Consider the following 18,190-nt stretch of genomic DNA (forward strand, 5'->3'; position numbering starts at 1 on the left):
GCCCGCACATCACGTGCGGGCGTCGGCATTCCAGGGGCGTGACCAGCGGCGATCGGCTGCGGCGCCGACGCCGGTCCGTTCTCGTGAGGCGCCCTGCGCGGCGGTGGGGGCACGGATGCGGCACGGGCCCCGACCGGTCGACGGGGAGTTCCGACCCAGGGTCGCGGGGCGTGGAGGTGGTGCACTTCGGTGTTGGTCGGAGCCCCTGCTGTCGACACTGGCCCGGCACGCGTCGTTTACAACCCGGACATGGTCTCCTACATTGGACGCGCGTCCACTTCAATGGCCGCTCCAGTGCTTCCTCCCTCGGAGTCCGCCCATGCGCGCCACCGCCATTCCTCCTGAGCACACCAACCCCCCACACCCCGCCGGGCCGAGCCCCGGTTCCGAGCAGCAGACAGCGGTCGACAAGGCGCTGGTACTCCTGAAGTCGCTCGCCGAGCACGACCGGGAGGTCGGGGTGAGCGAACTGGCCAGACGTGCCTGCCTCACCAAGTCGACGGCCTTCCGCCTGCTGGGCATCCTGCAACGCAACGAACTCGTCGAGCGGGTCGGCAGCAACTACCGGTTGGGTGCCCAACTCTTCGACATCGGCAACCGCGTCTACGGGCCGACGCCGCCGCTGCTCCAGGAATGGCTGCTGCCCCATCTCGCCGACCTGTACGAACTGACGCACGAGACGGTTCATCTGGCCGTGCTGCACGGCACGGAGATCGTGTACGTCAACAAGATCCATGGCCACCGTGCGGCGCGCTCTCCCTCCCGGATCGGCGCCCGGCTGCCCGCCTACTGCACGGCTGTCGGCAAGGCCCTGCTGGCCTTCGACCACGACGCCGCCGAGGCGGCCATCGAGGCGGGACTGCCCGCCCTCACCGAGTACACCCTGACCGACGCCGACCGCTTGCGGGCCGAACTGCGACGCATCCGCCGGGACGGCATCGCCTACGATCGCCAGGAGGCCACCCTCGGCCTGATCTGCGTCGCCGTACCGGTCATGGGTCCTCTGGGCCGTCCCGTGGCCGCGCTCTCCGTCGCCGGCGCCGACCACCGTTTCGCCCCTTCGCGCTACGCCGACGCCCTGCGTCGCGTGGCCTACGAAGCGGCCCGCGCGGTCGTCGCGGCCAGGGCCCGCGGGGCGTTACCGTCCGGACGAGGCGGTCAGCCCGAGGCCTGACCGGTGGGAGTCGTGCCCGCCCGCTGCCCCGCGCACAGGATGGCGCTCATGTCCGCCTGGGCCCATGGGTGTGTTCGACGGTCACGCCGCCGGTGCCGGGCTGCGCACGCGGCACGCTCACCACGATGTGGAACAGGCCCTCCCCGTCCAGCGATTCGTACACATGCGGCCGGTCGCCCGGATACCGCACGAAGTCACCTGCCGTCAGCTCCACCGGGGTGTCGGCGGGCCCTACCCGAACCCGGCCCCGAATCACGTACAGGTGTTCCAGGGTGCCCACCGGGTGCGGCTCGGACGGCTTTTCCATGCCCTGTGAACAGTTGACGCGGACCAGATAGTTTTCTATGACACCGGACCCGTACACGTGATCCAACGATCGGGACTCGTAGCCGTCGTGCCGCTCCCAGACGACGTCGTCGTCCCGCTGCACAGTCATAACCTGTTCCCGTTCGGCCACCAGCCGTGTTACCGGCACGCCGAGCGCGCCCGCAATGGAGAACAGCGTGTCGACCGTGGGATTTCCCGTGCCCAACTCCAGTTTGGACAGCGTCTGCTTGGCCAGGCCGGCCTGGCGGGCCAGTTCGGCCAGCGACAGCCCCCGCTGCTCTCTGAGGAGGCGCACATTGCGTGCCACCACGACGTTTCCCGACGACATGCTCCCACTGTAAGCGAGAGGGGAAACAACGCGTACGGCGGAGTGGAATCCTGTTCCGATCGCCGGCCGGCAGAGCCCGGATCATGCCCAATTCCCAGCGGGCGGTGCCTTTCACCATGCGGCATGTATTCGGGGAATTGCTCTCCGTCACCGCAGGTTGACCTCGGCGGACAGCCCCTCCCACGTTCCCCTACCGGAATCTCAAGAGAATGTCGGAGAAGTCCGGTCGCTTCCATCTGGCAATGGCTTTCCCCTCCCTCGGCCCATTCCCGCGCCAGGAAGCGGACTGCGGCCGAGGGGCGGGGATCCCACCCCTCGACGCCTCGAAATCCGCGCGGCGCATTGTTCTGACGGGGCTACGCCCGACCATGGCCCGTGGCCGAAGGGAACCTCTTGGGGCCCCCTCGGCGGTCGGGCCATCCGGCGTCGGCACCGCGGCGGGCCGCCCGAAGCAACTCCCTTTGCCAGGAAGGGGTTTGAGCGTGCCGCACAACGGTACAGCCGCTGTGCCCACAGCGGTGACAGAGCGTCTGATGGCGGCGCACACGCCACAACGATTCCTTCCGTACGGCAGCAACGCCACACCCGAGTGCGCAGTGGACCCCACCACGCGGAGAGCCACCCATGTATCCCCATCACAGACCTCCTCTGCAGGACCCGCTCGCGGTCGTCGTCCTCTACCTGAGCCGACTCGACCACAGATGCCTGTACTCCGACGACGAGTTGTTCCGGGCGATGAACGACTGCTACACGTCGTTCGCAGGCCCGGACGAACTCGGCCTCCGGTATGCGCGATCGCTGAGCTCACGAGACACCGAGGCCCACGCCCTCCGCGAACGCCGGGCGTGGGCCTTACGTGTTGCCGCGGACCTGGCTCGGCGCCGTCCCGGGGCCCACCCGGTGCCCGTCGCCCCCGGGACGATGTCGGACGACGCCCACGAGGCGCGCGCCGCACGGCGGGCGGGCGCCGCCCGCCGCCGCGCCCTCCTCGCGGGCGTTCCGGTCGTCGCGCTGTATGTGATGATCATCGGCTCGGCCAACGGGGGCAGGGACTTCATGGCCCTGCGGGTGGCAGGCCCGCTGAACGTGGGTCTCGGCCTCGGCCTGCTCCAACTGGTCGTCGTCGCGGCCTGTGCCCTGTGGTACGGGAGGTATGCGGAGACCTCGCTCGACCCCCTCCCCGAGAGCTCGGGGACGTCCGTCGAGGAGCTGGGACACCGCCCATGACACCGGATCGCGTCACCGCATATCTGCCCGTCTTCGCCGGCTTCCTCGTCTGCGTGCTGTTCCTGGCGGTGTGGGCCGCTCCGCAGCGAGGGACCCTCTCGGAGTTCTACGTGAGCGACGGCCGACTGACGCCGGCCCACAACGGTCTGGCCCTCTTCGGAGACGTCATGTCCGCCGCCGCCCTGCTGGGCAGCCCCGGCCTGATCGCCCTCACCGGTTTTGACGGCACACTGTCCGTTCTGGGGCCGGCAGTCGCCTGGATCGTCGTCCTCCTGCTGGTCGTGGAGCGGTACCACGGCAAGGGAGAGTTCACCATCGGCGACCGTCTGGCTCGTCGTCTGCGGCCCCGGGCGGTGCATCTGGCGGCGGGTATCGCCACGCTCCTCGTCTGCCTGGTGTACCTGACCGCGCAGCTCGTCGGCGCGAGCGCGCTCACGCTGGGAATCCTGGGACCGGCCGGCCGGGACATGGAGCAGGGCATGACAGTCGTCCTCGGCGCTTTCATGATCCTCTACATCGTTCTGGGAGGAATGGGAGCGGCCACGCTCGTTCAGACGCTCAAGGCGGTGCTGCTGCTGGCCGGCGGCGGTGCCCTGGCACTTGCGGTCCTGTCCAGATTCGACTGGAATCCGGGCGCGCTCCTGACCGCCGCGGCCGACCACAGCGGTCACGGCGAACGCTTCCTGCAGCCTGGGCTGCGTTTCGGCGACGGTGCGACGACGATGCTGGACTCCGCCAGCGAACAACTGGCCCTGCTGGTCGGAGCCGCCGGGCTGCCCCATCTCCTGATGCGGATCAACACCGTGCCTTCCCGGCGCGACGCGCGGCGATCGGTTCAGTACGCGGCTCTGCTGACCTGTGTGTTCTATGTGGCCGCCGGTGTACTCGGCTTCGGGGCGGCGGCACTGGTCGGTACGGAGTCCATCGTCGCGGACAACCCTTCCGGGAACACGGCGGTGCTTCTCCTCGCGGCGGAACTCGGGGGCTCGCTCCTGCTCAGTCTCGTCGCCTGCCTGGCGTTCGCCACCGTGCTGGCCGTCGTGGCCGGGATCGCCCTCGCCGCGGCGATCTCGTTGGCCCACGACATCTACGGCGCGGTCATCACCCATGACACCGTGTCAGAGCGGCGCAAGCTGTTTGTGACGCGGGTGGCGGCCGTGGTGATCGGGACGAGCGCCACGGTGCTGGCCCTGGCCGCACGGAACCTCAATGTCTCCTTCCTCATCGGCCTGGCCTTCGCCGTGGCCGCCTCCGCGATCGTGCCCGCCCTGCTGTACAGCATGTTGTGGAAGGGCTTCACCACCCGGGGCGCGGTGTGGAGCATCTACGGGGGTCTGGCCACCTCCTTGTCACTGGTGTGCCTGTCGCCCGACATCTCCGGAAACGCGGGCGCCCTGCTGCCCGGCCTGGACTTCTCGTTGTTCCCGCTGCACAACCCGGCCATCGTCTCGGTGCCGGTCGGATTCCTTCTCGGCTGGCTCGGATCGGCGCCCTTCCGTGCGGCCGACCGGGAGACCCGCCTTGAGGAACGCGTCATGACGGGTGTTCCACCGCACGGATGACGCCACGGCAGATGATCAGCGGATACAGGCCTTCGTGCGCATCAGGAACGATTCGACGTAGTCGTCGTGCGGGATGCCGGGGGAGAGCCAGTGCGTCGCGTGGTCACCGAGAGGGAGGTTGGCGATGCCGGGTTCGTCGACGAGCCGGTCGACCAGCGTCTCGTCGTCGGTGACGGCCGTGAGCACCACGGTGTCCCTGAGCGGCTCGACCCCTGCCTCGGGGCTCCACGGCGCCACCCACACGTGGGGGAAGGGCAGCTCGACGCGGGTCTGCGGAGCATCGGGACCGGATACCTGGTGCACCGCGGGGCGGAGTACCGCGGTGCCGTCCCCGACGTCGTCGACGATCCCGTCGCCGCCCAGCCGCGGAGTGGTTCCGACGGCCGTGGGCCCGGTGCCCGACGGGGACGAGGCCGAGTCCCGACCGCCTGCCACCACGGCACCCCCGACGGCGGTGGTGGTCGCGATGAACGTGCGCCGGGTGGGGACGGACGCGGACGGGGAGGTGCAGGTGGGGGGTGTCGCGTCGGGCAGTTCCGCAGACACAGGTGCTCACTCGCCTTGCTCGTGCGGAATCGGCGAACGCCCGGCGGTCGGGGGCCGATGTCGAGGCTTTCGCACCCGAGCCCGTCACCCGAGTGGCGGTAGCGACAACCATCGCTAAATCACTGACATGAAGCGCCACGTGATGACCGTCGCCGTGACCGCCGACGCACCGATCTTCGAGCTGACCATCCCCTGGGAGGTCTTCGGCTGACCCCATCTCGGTGCGTCGGAACCCTGGTACGACCCGCGTCTCTGCGCACCCTCGGGACTGCGCACCGGCGGAGGGCTCATGCCCGACACCGGCCCGGATCGTGTCCCTGTGCACGGGGGCGTTCGTGCTCACGGCTGCCGGACTCCTCGACGGCCGTCCGGCAGCCACACACTGGCTTCACGCCGAGCGACTGGCCCGCGTCCACACTGCGGTGAAGGTCGACCCCAAGGTGCTCTACATCGACGACAGCGACGTCCTGACCAGCGCGGGAGCCACAGCGGCGATCGACCTGTGCCTGCACATCCTTCGCCTCGACCACGGGGCGGCCGTGGCGAACGATCAGCTCGTTGCGCTGGAGGATGCCCAACAGCCGGATAGGGGTCGACTTGGTGCGGCGGGTGGGAGGTATCGACGAGTGGGCTCCCGGCGAGTTCGGACGTGGGGGAGTGAACTGACATGACGGGCTCCCGAAGATGCGCGACTACCCATCAGGATGGACGTGGTCCCATGCAGAGGGCTGATCGCGGGTTGTAGAGGGCCGTGACAGCCTGTCGATCACAGGGATCCGACAGGGCATGGCGCGTGCACGTGAAGCCCCGGAAAAACATGCATGTTGCAGGTGTTCGGGTGGGTTTCTGGCCGACGGCCGGCCGGTGTTCCGCAGGGCGGCACAGCGATGCGCCGACCGGTCGCCGTCCTCCTACAGTCCACGGCACCAGTCCCCACTGTGGCCCGGGTCACTCTCCATGGCCGGGCCTGCCGGAGGTGAACCGCTCCATGTCCGAGACCAGCAGCGACGCCGTCGCGGTCGGTACCGTCACACCCCCCGCCCCACCGCCCGAGGCCAAGGAGAACGTGTCGCGCGTCGCCGTCGCCAGCCTCGTCGGCACCACGATCGAGTACTACGACTTCGCGGTGTACGGCACCGCTGCCGCGCTCGTCCTGGGCCCGGCCTTCTTCCCGTCCGGCAGCTCCACGGTCTCCACCCTCGCGGCCTTCCTCACCTTCGCCGCCGCGTTCCTCGCCCGCCCCGTCGGCGTCGTGCTCTTCGGCACGATCGGCGACCGGCTCGGCCGCAAGCGCGCCCTGGTGACCTCGCTGGTGCTGATGGGCATCGCCACAGTCGGCGTCGGCCTGCTGCCGACGTACGACACTGTGGGTGTCCTCGCCCCGGTGCTCCTGGTGGCCCTGCGGCTGCTCCAGGGCGTGAGCATGGGCGGCGAGTGGGGCGGCGCCGTCCTGCTCGCCGCCGAGCACGCTCCACCGGGGCGGCGGGCGGTGTACGCGTCCATTCCCCAGATCGGCGCGCTGCTGGGCTTCCTGCTGTCGAGCGCCGTGATCCTGCCGACGATCGCGGTCGCCGGCCGGGACGGCTTCGCCGACGGTGCGTGGCGGGTGCCGTTCCTGCTGAGCACCCTGCTCATCGTTGTCGGGTTCTGGGTGCGCACCCAGGTGAGCGAGTCCCCCGTGTTCCGCGCCGAGACCCCGGGCGACCGCCCCGCCGCCCCGCGGTTCCCGCTGGGCGCCTTGGTCAAGGAGTACCCCGGACAGCTGCTGCTCGGCATCGGGTCGGCGGTCGGCGGCTCCGCCGTCTACTACCTGACGATCGTCTACAGCCTGTCGTACGGGCCGAAGGCGCTCGGCATGGCACAGAACACGATGCTGGCCGCCGCGAGCGTGGCCGCCGGCATCACGGCCGCCGCGGTGATACCGGTCGCCCGGCTGGCCGACAAGGTGGGGCGGCGGCCGGTCATCATGACCGGGGCCATCGGGTCCACGGTGTGGGCGCTGCCCATGTTCGGCTCGATGGGCACCGGCAACGGGCTGGTCATCACCGGAGCGTTCACGGTGGGCCTGGTCCTGTTCATCCTGATGTTCGCGCCGATCGCCGCCTTCCTGCCCGAGCTGTTCCCGGCCCGGCTGCGCTACACGGGAGCCTCGGCCACCTTCATCCTCGCCAACACCCTCGGCGGCGGGTTCGCCCCGCTGGTCGCGACCTGGCTCAACTCCCAGTGGAAGTCGCCTCTCGTCCTCGGTGTCTACGCGGGCGGGCTGTGTCTGGTCAGTCTGTTGTGCGTGTTGGCCCTGCCGGAGACGCGCGACCGGGACTTCGCGGCCTGACGCCCCTTTCTCCAGGTCTCTTGGACGTCATTCTTCTTGGCGAGTCTGCGGTGGCGTATCAGGGTTGCGGCGGTGAAGGCGTCGGCATCCGGACAGCCAGGGCAGCGTCCGCTCCACGGCCCCAGCGATGTCTGCCCAGGCGTCGCGATGACTCGATGCCCCTTCGGGCGAGCGATGCCGGATGCCACGGGAAGCGAGCCGTCGTGGGCCGCGACGGGAACGGATGGGCGGAGTGTCGCGGACCGGTGGGATGAGGGCCTGGCTGTCGCTGAGATGGGTTTTCGATCCCTTCTTGCCACGGTCGGATTCGGTCCTGTCGGCTGCCCCCTTCGAGGGCCCGGCCGCTGACGGAGTCGATCGCGCACAAGATCACGCACCGAAAAGGGGCGTCCTTCGGTCAGGGGCCATTGTTCGGCCCAGCCCTTCGTATACAGCGATCGTATACAGCGGGATTGGCTCCCTCAACGCGGCGCGTACATGGCTCTGTTATTCCATTCTCGCTTTCATTACCTTCATGGCAGCGGGAAGTCGGCATCCGGAGTTTGTGTCCGGAGTTCTTCGCCCGGAATGAGGAGGGTCACCGTCATGCGTACCGAAATCGACAGCCAGTCCTTTCTCGTATGGAATTCCAGCGGCGGTCTCGCCGCCGAGGAGAATGACCGGGGAATGGTCGTCGCGGATTCCTGGCTGGTCCAGGACGGCCGGGTCCGGAGTTACGAAATGCATTGGGACCGGTTCTCGAACTCCGTCGGCCCGCAAGGTGTCGACCGGGCCGAGCTCGCGGAGTTCCGCGCCGCCGTCACCGCGAGGCTGCCGCGCCGCGGCGCCTGGTTCCCCCGGGTCGAACTGCTCGCCGGCCCGTCGCCCAGGCTCGCCCTGCGGCTGCGCCCGGCCCCCGCGCTGCGGGACACCGCCCGGGTCTGGGTGGCGGACGAGGCCGATCCGCGCACCCGTCCCACGGTCAAGGGCCCCGACTTCGGCGCCCAGGGCAGGCTGCGCAAGCGCGCCAGAGCCCACGAAGCCGACGAGGCGCTGTTGGTCGACGGCGACGGCCACGCGGTCGAGGGAGCCTTCAGCAGCCTGCTGTGGTGGGACGGCGGCGACCTGTGCACCGCCCGGGACGACGGCCGGATCCTGCCCGGCATCACCCGGCGGCTGCTGCTCGACCACGCCGCCAGGCTCGGGGTGACGGTGCGGCACACGAGGGTGAGCCCCGCCCGCCTCGCCCGCTGTGAGGTGTGGATCACCAGCGCCCTGCACGGCATCCGGGTCGTGACCGGCTGGGCGCCGGGTGACGCACCGGCGGCGCGCGCCGCCCTCGGGGCGGCCGGCCCCTGGCAGGCCCACCTGGACTCGCTCCTGACACCACTGCCCCCGGGCTGAGCACCACCGCCGAGCCGTGAGGGCCACCCCGGTCCCCGGTCGCCCGGCACGGAGTCCCCACACCCCGGTCCCGTACGGCATCCCGACACCGCATCCCAACACCCCACCCCTGCACTGACTTTCAGCACGGAGTCCCCGTACAGAGTCAAGGAGAGCCGAGATGAAGATCCGATCCCTGCAGCGCCATCTGGCGTCCGTCCGCCGTATGAAGCTGGGCCGTTCGCACCGCGGGCTGCGCGCGCGGCTTGAGCTGGTGTCCGAACGTTCCCTCGGCGTGGGGACCTTCCTGTGGCACACCCTCGACCGGGCCGCGGACCTCGACGCCCCGCTCCTGCACCATCTGCCGCGCGGCGGCGGCGAGAAGGACATCCGCAGCTACTCCCTGGCGGATCTGCGGGACGCGACCGAGCGGTACGCGCGCTGGTTCCACGCCGCCGGCGTGGCACGCGGCGACCGGGTCGGCATCTACAGCGGGGACGGCATCGCCAACTTCGTCCACTTCATGGCCCTGAACAGCATCGGTGCCATTCCCGCCCCGGTGAACCCGAGCATGGCGCCGCAGACCGCGGCACGCTATCTGAAGCGGCTGGAGCCCCGTGGCGTCGTCGCCGACGTCGACCGGCTGGAGACCCTGCTGGCGGCCACCGACAGCCCCGAGGGGTTCGGATTCACCGTCTCGCAGGAGGAGGTGGACTCGGCGGGCCGCGTCGGCCCGCTGCCCGTCGGCTACCCGTACATGCACGGCGACCACGACCCGGTGCTGATCGCCCACTCCTCGGGCACCACCGGCATGCCCAAGGCGCCGATCCTGGGGCACCGCCAGTTCTTCGCGGGCAAGCGCCCCCGCATCCTCACCATGCCGTCGGGCGTCGACGACAAGAACCTGCTGGTGTTCCCGCCGTCCCACGGCTCCGGCCTCAGCTACATGATGATGGCCACCCTGACCGGCGTACCGACCCTGGTGATGGAGGAGCAGCGCGGACCGGCCGTGGCCGAGGTCATGCGCTGGTGGAAGCCGACGGTGGTCATCGCCTTCCCCATCACCTTCGGCGAGCTGGCGGCACTGGGCGTGGAGCCTTCGGTGGCCTCCCGGGTGACCACCTGGCTCAGCACCGCCGACGCCTCGCACGAGGCGCACGTCCGTGAGCTGGTACGGCTGGGCAGGCACCGCGTTGGCGGCAAGTGGCGTCAGGGCTCGCGCTACATCGACGGACTCGCCTCGACCGAGGTGGGCATGGCCGTGTTCCAGAACATCCACGGCCCGGACACCGACGCCTACAAGCGGTGCGTCGGATACCCCGAGCCCATCGTCGAGGAGGCCACCGTCTACGACGAGCACGGCAAGCGGCTGGGCCCGAACGAGATCGGGTTCATCGCGGTCAAGACCCCGACCGAGACCCTGGGTTACTGGAACGACCCCGATCTGACGCACCGTTCGAAGCACGACGGCTTCTGGCTCACCGGCGACATCGGGTACTACGACGAGCAGGGGCGCTTCTACCAGTACGACCGTGCGACCGACGTGATCCACACCGCTCGCGGGCCCGTCTACAGCCTGCCCACGGAGGAGATCGTCCTGAAGGCGTGCCGCCAGGCCGTGGACTGCGTCGTGGCCGCCGCCATCAGCCCCGCCGACGAGGAACTGTCCGAACCCATCGCCGTGGTCCGACTGGCCGAGCGCTGCGACCTCACCTCGCGGGAGCTGCTGGCCCAGCTCAACGGGGCGCTGCGCACGGCGGGCGCGCACGAGCTCTCCGCGGTCGTGCTGGTCAAGGGCGAGAACGACATCCCGCTCGGTGTGACCGGGAAGGTGCTCAAGCGCGAGGTGCGCACCACCTACGAGAAGGTCCTCCTCTCCGACGACGACCACGGGCTCGACATCGCCCGCACCCGCTCGGCGCGCACCGCACCGAACGCCCCGGCCCCGGCCGCCCGGCGCCGGCAGACCAAGGCCGCCTAGACCCGTACCCGGCCCTCGGCCTCCGTACCGGCCCGCCTTCGCGGACGTCCCGGCACTTCCCATCCGGGACGTCCGCGGGACAGGGGGCCGGACGGCCGGACCGGGCGTGTACCAGCACAGGAGAAGGGACCCCTGACACATGATCGGCGTTCTGCCGGGCACCGTGGCCGTCTACGCGGACCTCGCCTGCCCTTGGGCGCATGTCGCCGTCCACCGGCTGTGGCGGATCCGCGCCGAACTGGGCCTGGTCGAGGCCGTACGGTTCGACCACCGGGCCGTCCTGCTGGAGGTCGTCAACCGGGGCACCCTGCCCAAGCCCGTCATCGACGCCGAGATCCCGGTCGCGGCGGAGATGGAACCCGACGCGGGCTGGCGGCCCTGGGCCGAGCCCGACTGGCGCTGGCCGGTGAGCCGGCTGCTCGCGGCGGAGGCGGTGCAGGCGGCCAAGGAGCAGGGCCCGACGGCGAGCGAGGCCCTCGACCGGGCACTGCGCAGGGCGTTCTTCGCCGACAGCGCCTGCATCACGATGCGTCATGTGGTGCTCGACGTCGCCGGGTCGGTGCCCGAGGTGGACGCCGGGGCCCTGGGCGAGGCCCTGGACACCGGGCGCGCGCGGGCCGCCACCCTCGCGCACGTCGCCGACTTCGCCCCCGGCGGGGCGGTGACGAGCCCGCACCTGTTCACCGCCGACGGCGGCTCCTGGCCCAACCCCGGGGTCGACTACCGGTGGGCGGGCGCGCCCGGCGACAGCGCCGTCGTCCTGAAGTCCGACGATCCCTCCGTCTACCGCCGGATCCTGATCGTGGCGGCGGACTCAGCGCGGGGATGAGCGCGATCACCGAGATGAGCAGGATCACAGAGATCAGCGGGATCACGGGGTCGAGCGGGATCACGGGGCCGAGCGGGATCACGGGGACGAGCGGGATCACGACACCCGCCACGGCCGCGGCGCGCCGCGAGCGCCCGGCGGAAGTCGTGCACGGGCGCTGCCGGCCGGCGTCATGTACGGGCGCTGCCGACCGGCGGCGCTCCGGCCCGGTGCCGTGGCTCCGCCCGACTGCCCACGGGCGGGCCCTGGCCCGGTGCCACGATTCGGCTCCTGTGCGTCCGTCCACTCCGGCGTGTCCGTCCGCTTCGGGAGGTTGTCGATGAGCGCTGCGGCGAAGCGCGGCTCGCGCGCGCACGGGATCCGGTACTGGGATCCGGAGGACGACGCGTTCTGGCGCCGTTCGGGGCGGCGCGTGGCGATGCGGAATCTGGCGTTCTCGATCCTCGCCGAGCACGTCGGGTTCTCCGTCTGGAGCCTGTGGTCCGTGTTGGTGCTGTTCCTGGGACCGGAGTACGGGCTGTCCCCGGCCGACAAGTTCCTGCTCGTCTCCGTCCCGACCCTGGTCGGAGCCGTCCTGCGCATCCCCTACACGCTCGCCGTGGGCCGGTTCGGCGGACGCACCTGGACCGTCCTCAGCGCGGCTGTTCTGCTGGTGCCCACCTTGCTGGCCGCGATGTACCTGCGCCCCGGCACCTCGCTGGTGACGCTGCTGCTGGTGTCCGCCGTGGCCGGTCTCGGCGGCGGCAACTTCGCCTCGTCCATGGCGAACATCAACGCCTTCTTCCCCCAGCGCCACAAGGGCTGGGCGCTCGGCCTGAACGCGGGCGGCGGCAACCTGGGTGTCGCCGTGACCCAGTTGGCCGCCCTCGCCGTACTGGGCACCGTCGGAGCGTCCGAACCGCGCCTGCTCCTGGGGGTGTTCATCCCGGCGATCGTCGTCGCCGCCGTGTGCGCCGCGCTCTTCATGGATGACCTGCCCGGCAACAGCAACGACACCGACGCCCTCCGGGACGTCCTGCGGGACGCCCACTGCTGGGTGATGTCCCTGCTCTACCTCGGCACGTTCGGCTCGTTCATCGGCTACTGCTTCGCGTTCGGCCTGGTGCTCCAGACACAGTTCGACCGGACGCCGTTCCAGGCCGCGTCGCTCACGTTCCTCGGACCGCTGTTCGGCTCGCTGACCCGGCCGGGCGGCGGCTGGCTCGCCGACCGGATCGGCGGTGCGAAGGTCACCTTCGCCGTGTTCGTGGCGCTGATGCTCGGCACCGGCGTCGCGGTCGTGGCCTCGCGCACGGACTCGCTCACCTTGTTCGTCGCCGACTTCATAGTGCTCCTGGCCCTCGCGGGAGCGGGCAACGGTTCCACGTACAAGATGATCCCGGCCATCTTCCGGGCGAAGGCCCTGCGGGACGGCGGAGCCGACGCGGGCGAGGCAAGTGATGCGGGCGACGCGGGCACGAGGGCTCGGCTGGCGCACGCCCGGCGGCTGTCGGGCGCGCTCATCGGGGTCACCGGCGCGCTCGGCGCACTCGGCGGTGTCCTCATCAACCTCGCTTTCCGCGCTTCCTTCGCCGGCTGGGGCAGTGGGGTCCCGGCGTTCACAGGCTTCCTGGTCTTCTATGCGGCCTGCGCCACGGTCACCTGGGCGGTCTATCTCCGCCCCCGCCCCCGGACCGCCCACGACTCCCGCTCCGACGTAGCTGTTCCGGTCTGAACCCCGATCCGATGTCCCCGTCCGCACGCCGGTCCGCACCCGGATCCAAGGAGTGAACATGGCAGTCGCCTCCGACCCCGTCCTGACCTTTCCCCCGGACCAGATCCCCGACCCGGACGAGTTCGTCCAGGCCGCCATGCGGTGGCATTTCAGCCCCGAGACGGGCTCGCCGTACTGGCTCCGCAGGGCGCGGACCCTGGACTTCGACCCGCTGCGGGACATACGGACCTTCGACGACCTCCGGCTGTTCCCCAACATCGTCAACGAGCTGCGGGACGTGCCCGCCCGGGACCTTGTCCCGCAGGGCTACGGCCCGTCGGCCGAGGTGATCGGGGTCTACGAGAGCGGCGGCACGACCGGCGCCCCCAAGCGGGTCGCCTATCTCGCCGACTGGATGGACCGGTACGTGACCTGGTCGACCCGGCGGATGGACGAGCGCGGCCACCCCCACGGCGCCCACTGGCTGGCCATGATCCCCAGTGGCCCCCATCTATGGGGAGAGGTCGTGGCCCGGCAGGCCCGGCGCCGGGGCGGTTTCACCTCCACCATCGACCTCGACCCGCGCTGGGTGAAGAAGTGCATCGCCGAGGGCCGCGCCGACGAGGCCGGCCGCTACGTCGAACACCTCCTGGAGCAGGGCCGGTTCCTGCTGGAGACCCAGGACATCGGCGTCCTGGTCGTCACACCCCCGCTGCTGGAACGGCTCGCGGAGCACGAACACCTCGTCAAACTCGTCAACGAGAAGGTCCGGGTCATCATCTGGAGCGGCGCCCACATGGACGCCGACAGCCGCCACCTGTTCCGTACCGAGGTCTTCCCCGAGGTCCAGTGGTTCGGGAACTACGGCAGCACCATGATCCTCTGCGGGGCCGTCGAGCGCGCCGGAAGCGAGGAGGAGTGCGTCTTCGATCCCTTCTCGCCCCATGTCACCTTCTCCGTCGTCGACCCCGGGACGGGCCGGCCGGTGCCCTACGGCGCCCGCGGCCAGGTCGTCATGAACCACATCAGCCGCGGCGCCCTGTTCCCCAACAACCTGGAACGGGACGTCGCCACCCGGATCCGCCCCGAGGCCGGACAACTCGGCGACTCGGTGGCCGACGTCAGCCCCGTCCGGACCTTCGACGACGAGGTCGTCATCGAAGGGGTCTACTGATGGGCGGCCCGACAGGTACGGCGACGGACGTGCCGACGGACGCCGCGCCGGGCGACCCGGTCCAGCTCGACGCGCTCGGCCCCCGTGGGCCCTTCCGGACACGCGATCGGCTGACCGTCGCCGATGTCACCGGGCGGCCGGTCGCCGAACTCAGCCAGGTACCACGGCTGTTCGTCCGGCGCGGCCTGTCCGCGCTGCGCGCTGCCCGCCCGGCCGACCCCGGTGCACTCGCCGAGGTCATCGCCCGTGCGGGGCACGCGTTCGCGCACGGTACGGTCGGCGGTCTGTCGGCCCCGGGACACCAGCGCCTGGTGAGCCGGGTCGCCGGTGTGCCGATCGCGGTGGTGAGGTCCGCCACCGCCAGGATCGAGCGCGCGGCGGCCGAGGTGGAACGAACCGTGCGCGGCGCCCGCCCCACGGCGACGGCCGGACACTGGCGGGACCCGCTGACCCGGGGCGGCGGCGCGGTCTGGGCCCGCCGGGGCGACGTCTTCGCCGTGCACGCCGCCGGCAATCACCCCGGCGTGCACAGCCTCTGGCTCGAAGCGCTGATGCTCGGTTACCGGGTCGCGGTACGGCCTTCCGGCCGGGAGCCCTTCACCCCGCACCGGCTGGTGACGGCGTTGCGTGAGGCGGGCATCGGCGACGACCGCCTCCTGCTGCTGCCCACCGACCACCATGTGGCCGACGACATCGTCCGGGGTGCCGATCTGTCCCTGGTGTACGGCGGCGACGCGGTTGTGGAGAAGTACCGGGCGCATCCGAACGTACTGACCCAAGGCCCGGGGCGATCCAAGATCCTGCTGGCGGACATGGGCATCGGTGAGGGCCTGGTCGGGGCCGGTGGAATGGCGTCCGCGCTCGACACCGTGGTCTCCTCGATCCAGGACGAGGCCGGGGTCGCCTGCGTCAACGCCACCGCCGTCCTCGTGGCCGGCGACCCGGCACCGGTCGCCGAGGCCATCGCCGAGCGGCTGGCCCACCTGCCCAGCCTGCCGCCGGAGGACGACAAGGCGGTCCTCCCCGTCTGCCTCACCGCCGACGCGCGCAGCCTGGAGAAGTACCTGCTCGGCCAGGCGGACGGCGCGCGCCTGCACCTCGGCGGCGAGGGGATCGTCGACGAACTGGGCGACGGCAGCGCCGTACTGCGCCCCGCGGTGATCCAGCTGGACCGGCCGGACGCGTCGCGGCTCGGCGTCGAACTCCCCTTCCCCTGTGTCTGGGTCGCCCCCTGGACACCCGAGGACGGCATCGGGCCGCTGCGGAACACCCTGGTGCTCACCGTCATCGGCCGCGACGAACAGCGCGTCGGACAGCTCGTCGAGCGCCTGGTCGACGAACCGTCCATCAGCAACGTCCATGTCGGCGACCACCCCACCCACTGGATGGCGCCGGGCGTCCCGCACGACGGTCATCTCGCGGAGTTCCTCATGCGCTCCAAGGCGGTCGTCCGATGAACGCGCCCGAGAACACAAGCGCGCCCGCGGACACCGCACGGCTGCTGCACATCGCCGCCTCTCCCATGGGCGAGCGCTCGCAGTCCAGGGCCATCGCCGAGACGCTGGTCGCCGCCTACCGCCGGAGCCGTCCCCACGCGACGACCGACGAACTCGACCTCTGGCGGGAGCGGCTCCCCGAGTTCGGGGCGGCGGCGGTCGGGGCCAAACGGACCGAGGCGGCCGGGGGACAGGCCGATGGCGAGGGTGCCGTGGCCTGGAAGGAGGTCCGGCGCGTCTTCGAGCATTTCGACAGCTACGACCGCTACGTGTTCAGCGTCCCCATGTGGAATTTCGGAATTCCCTATGTCCTCAAGCATTTCATCGATGTGGTGAGCCAGGCCCACATGCTTTTCTCCTTCGACCGGGACTCCGGCTACTCGGGTCTTCTCAAGGGAAAGAAAGCAGTGGTCGTCTACACCAGCTCGATCTACGGGCCGGGTATGCCGGCCGCATTCGGCGACGACCACCAGAAACCGGCTTTCGACAGCTGGTTGCGGTGGGCGGGGGTCACCGACATCTCCACGATCCAGTTGAGAGCGCATCAGATCGCCGAGGACGCCGATCTCCTGCGCCGCGACGCACATGCCCGCGCACAGGAAATCGGCCGGACACTCTGAGCCGCGGGGACCGTCCCTCCCCCTCTTCCCCTTTCGAACAGCGCACGACGCCATGCCGTTCTCGATCCGCAACAGGAGCACCCGCATGCCCGTTCCGCCCCTGCTCGAACCGGTCGGCCCGGCCGACCACGTCCCCGACACCCAGGAAGGCGAGGAGCCCCAGGCCGGTCCGAGCGCACCGTCCTGGCATCCGCCCGCCTGGCGGGGACTGCCGATACGCCAGCAGCCGCAATGGCCCGACCCCGACGAGGTGGCCGCCGTCACCGACCGGCTCGCGCTGCTGCCCGCCCTCACCACGCCCAGCGACGTCCGCAGCGTCCTCGCGGCCCTGGCCCGGGTGCAGAACCGGGAGGCGTTCGTGCTCCAGGGCGGCGACTGCGCCGAGCCGCTCGGTCCGGCGGCCGTCACCGGGGCCCGGGACAAGCACCGGGTGCTGGGCGCCGTGGCGGAACGCGTCAGCACCCGTCTGGACCTGCCCGTGGTCACCGTCGGCCGGCTGGCGGGGCAGTTCGCCAAGCCCCGCTCGGCCGCCGTCGAGGAGGTGGCCGGCCGATCGCTGCCGGTGTTCCGGGGGCTCACGGTCAACGGGCCGGAGCCGGACGAGGAGGCCCGCACGCCCGACCCGTACCGGATGCTGTCCGGTTACCACACGGCGAGGAACGTCCTGCGTGAACTCGCCGCCCTCGCCCACGAGACGGCCGGCTCGTTCGCCCCGCGGGCCTGGGACCCTGCCGCCGCCCGCGAGGCGCTGTGGAACCGGAGTGAGGAGGCCGCCCCCGACGGCTCACTGCGCTCGCTCGTCCACGGGTACGGGCAGACCCGCTGGACCGAGGACCGGGGCTGGCGCCACACCGGGCTGTGGACCAGCCACGAGGCACTGCTCCTGGACTACGAGAGCCCGCTGACCCGCCAGGATCCCGTCACCGGTGAATGGTTTCTGCTCTCCACGCACCTGCCGTGGATCGGCGACCGCACCCGGCAACTCGGCGACGCCCATGTGGAGTTCCTGGCGGGCATCGCCAACCCGGTCGCCGTCAAGATCGGCCCGAGTGCGGAGCCCGCCGATATCGTGCGCCTGTGCGAGCGGCTCGACCCGTACCGCAGGCCGGGCCGCCTCACCCTGATCTGCCGGCTCGGCGCCCGGGAACTGCGCGGCAGGCTCCCGGCACTCGTCACCGCCGTACGCGGCGCGGGCCACCCCGTGGTCTGGATGTCGGACCCCATGCACGGCAACACCACGGCGACCGGCACCGGCGTCAAGACCCGTCACCTCAAGGACATGCTGGACGAGGTCACCGACTTCTTCGAGGTGCTGCGCGGCATGGGCGAGTGGCCCGGCGGCGTGCATCTGGAGGCCGCCGCGGCCGAGGTCACCGAGTGCGTGGGTGGCACCCGCGTGACCTGCGAAGCCGAACTGGGCGCCGCCTACGAGTCGTTGTGCGATCCCCGGCTCAACAACGAGCAGCTCACGACCCTGGCGGACATGGTCGCCAAGCTCGCCGTGTGAACCGTTCCCAGAACACCACCCCCAGCCACCGT

The 18,190-nt window shown here is 70.9% G+C and carries 13 protein-coding genes and 3 pseudogenes; 13 read left to right on the forward strand and 3 right to left on the reverse strand.

What is annotated here, in order from left to right:
• Positions 1–319 precede the first annotated feature (319 nt).
• On the forward strand, positions 320–1,174 hold the full coding sequence (locus F9278_RS45610; RefSeq protein WP_152173546.1) for an IclR family transcriptional regulator: 855 nt from the start codon (positions 320–322) through the stop codon (positions 1,172–1,174).
• A gap of 46 nt (positions 1,175–1,220) precedes the next feature.
• On the opposite strand, the gene F9278_RS45615 is transcribed toward F9278_RS45610, so the two are convergent.
• Positions 1,221–1,829: a helix-turn-helix domain-containing protein gene (locus tag F9278_RS45615; protein WP_226967234.1), complete on the reverse strand. Its 609-nt coding sequence runs from the start codon at positions 1,827–1,829 to the stop codon at positions 1,221–1,223.
• Between the two features lie 624 nt (positions 1,830–2,453).
• On the opposite strand from F9278_RS45615, the gene F9278_RS45620 reads away from it, so the two are divergent.
• The gene (locus F9278_RS45620; protein WP_226967235.1) at positions 2,454–3,056 is read left to right on the forward strand and encodes a DUF485 domain-containing protein; all 603 of its coding nucleotides are present in this window, start codon (positions 2,454–2,456) and stop codon (positions 3,054–3,056) included.
• Positions 3,053–4,618, forward strand: coding sequence for a solute symporter family protein (locus tag F9278_RS45625; RefSeq protein WP_152173547.1), 1,566 nt, complete (start codon positions 3,053–3,055; stop codon positions 4,616–4,618). Before F9278_RS45620 ends, F9278_RS45625 begins: the two co-directional genes overlap by 4 nt.
• Before the next feature lie 15 nt (positions 4,619–4,633).
• On the opposite strand, the pseudogene F9278_RS45630 reads toward F9278_RS45625, so the two are convergent.
• Positions 4,634–5,002: pseudogene (locus F9278_RS45630) on the reverse strand (aldehyde dehydrogenase); the annotation flags it as partial.
• Between the two features lie 464 nt (positions 5,003–5,466).
• Between F9278_RS45630 and F9278_RS48015 the strand changes: the two are divergent.
• Positions 5,467–5,712, forward strand: a pseudogene (locus tag F9278_RS48015) (DJ-1/PfpI family protein); the annotation flags it as partial.
• A gap of 440 nt (positions 5,713–6,152) precedes the next feature.
• A complete protein-coding gene (locus tag F9278_RS45640) occupies positions 6,153–7,496 on the forward strand; it encodes an MFS transporter (protein ID WP_226967236.1) in 1,344 nt (447 codons plus the stop codon).
• A gap of 51 nt (positions 7,497–7,547) precedes the next feature.
• On the opposite strand, the pseudogene F9278_RS48985 reads toward F9278_RS45640, so the two are convergent.
• Positions 7,548–7,860: pseudogene (locus F9278_RS48985) on the reverse strand (IS5/IS1182 family transposase); the annotation flags it as partial.
• Between the two features lie 221 nt (positions 7,861–8,081).
• Between F9278_RS48985 and F9278_RS45650 the strand changes: the two are divergent.
• From F9278_RS45650 to F9278_RS45685, 8 genes are all read left to right on the forward strand, one after another.
• Complete coding sequence (locus tag F9278_RS45650; RefSeq protein WP_193241937.1) at positions 8,082–8,879, forward strand: aminotransferase class IV; 798 nt, start codon at positions 8,082–8,084, stop codon at positions 8,877–8,879.
• A 160-nt stretch (positions 8,880–9,039) separates the two neighbouring features.
• Positions 9,040–10,839 (forward strand): class I adenylate-forming enzyme family protein, encoded by a 1,800-nt coding sequence (locus F9278_RS45655; RefSeq protein ID WP_152173550.1) that lies wholly within the window; start codon positions 9,040–9,042, stop codon positions 10,837–10,839.
• A 139-nt stretch (positions 10,840–10,978) separates the two neighbouring features.
• Positions 10,979–11,668 carry a DsbA family oxidoreductase gene (locus tag F9278_RS45660; RefSeq protein WP_152173551.1) on the forward strand — a complete coding sequence of 230 codons (690 nt, stop codon included), beginning with the start codon at positions 10,979–10,981 and terminating at the stop codon, positions 11,666–11,668.
• Between the two features lie 319 nt (positions 11,669–11,987).
• Positions 11,988–13,382, forward strand: a complete 1,395-nt coding sequence (locus F9278_RS45665; protein WP_152173552.1) for a nitrate/nitrite transporter — start codon at positions 11,988–11,990, stop codon at positions 13,380–13,382.
• A 58-nt stretch (positions 13,383–13,440) separates the two neighbouring features.
• A complete protein-coding gene (locus F9278_RS45670; protein WP_152173553.1) occupies positions 13,441–14,535 on the forward strand; it encodes an acyl-CoA synthetase family protein in 1,095 nt (364 codons plus the stop codon).
• Entirely contained in the window at positions 14,535–15,992 is a 1,458-nt protein-coding gene (locus F9278_RS45675; protein ID WP_152173554.1) for an aldehyde dehydrogenase family protein, read from the forward strand. Before F9278_RS45670 ends, F9278_RS45675 begins: the two co-directional genes overlap by 1 nt.
• Positions 15,989–16,651, forward strand: coding sequence for an FMN-dependent NADH-azoreductase (locus F9278_RS45680; protein ID WP_152173555.1), 663 nt, complete (start codon positions 15,989–15,991; stop codon positions 16,649–16,651). The genes F9278_RS45675 and F9278_RS45680 overlap by 4 nt, the downstream gene beginning before the upstream one ends.
• A gap of 85 nt (positions 16,652–16,736) precedes the next feature.
• Complete coding sequence (locus F9278_RS45685) at positions 16,737–18,158, forward strand: 3-deoxy-7-phosphoheptulonate synthase class II (protein ID WP_226967237.1); 1,422 nt, start codon at positions 16,737–16,739, stop codon at positions 18,156–18,158.
• The last annotated feature ends 32 nt before the right edge of the window (positions 18,159–18,190 follow it).

The sequence above is a fragment of the Streptomyces phaeolivaceus genome, assembly GCF_009184865.1.
Classification (GTDB): domain Bacteria; phylum Actinomycetota; class Actinomycetes; order Streptomycetales; family Streptomycetaceae; genus Streptomyces; species Streptomyces phaeolivaceus.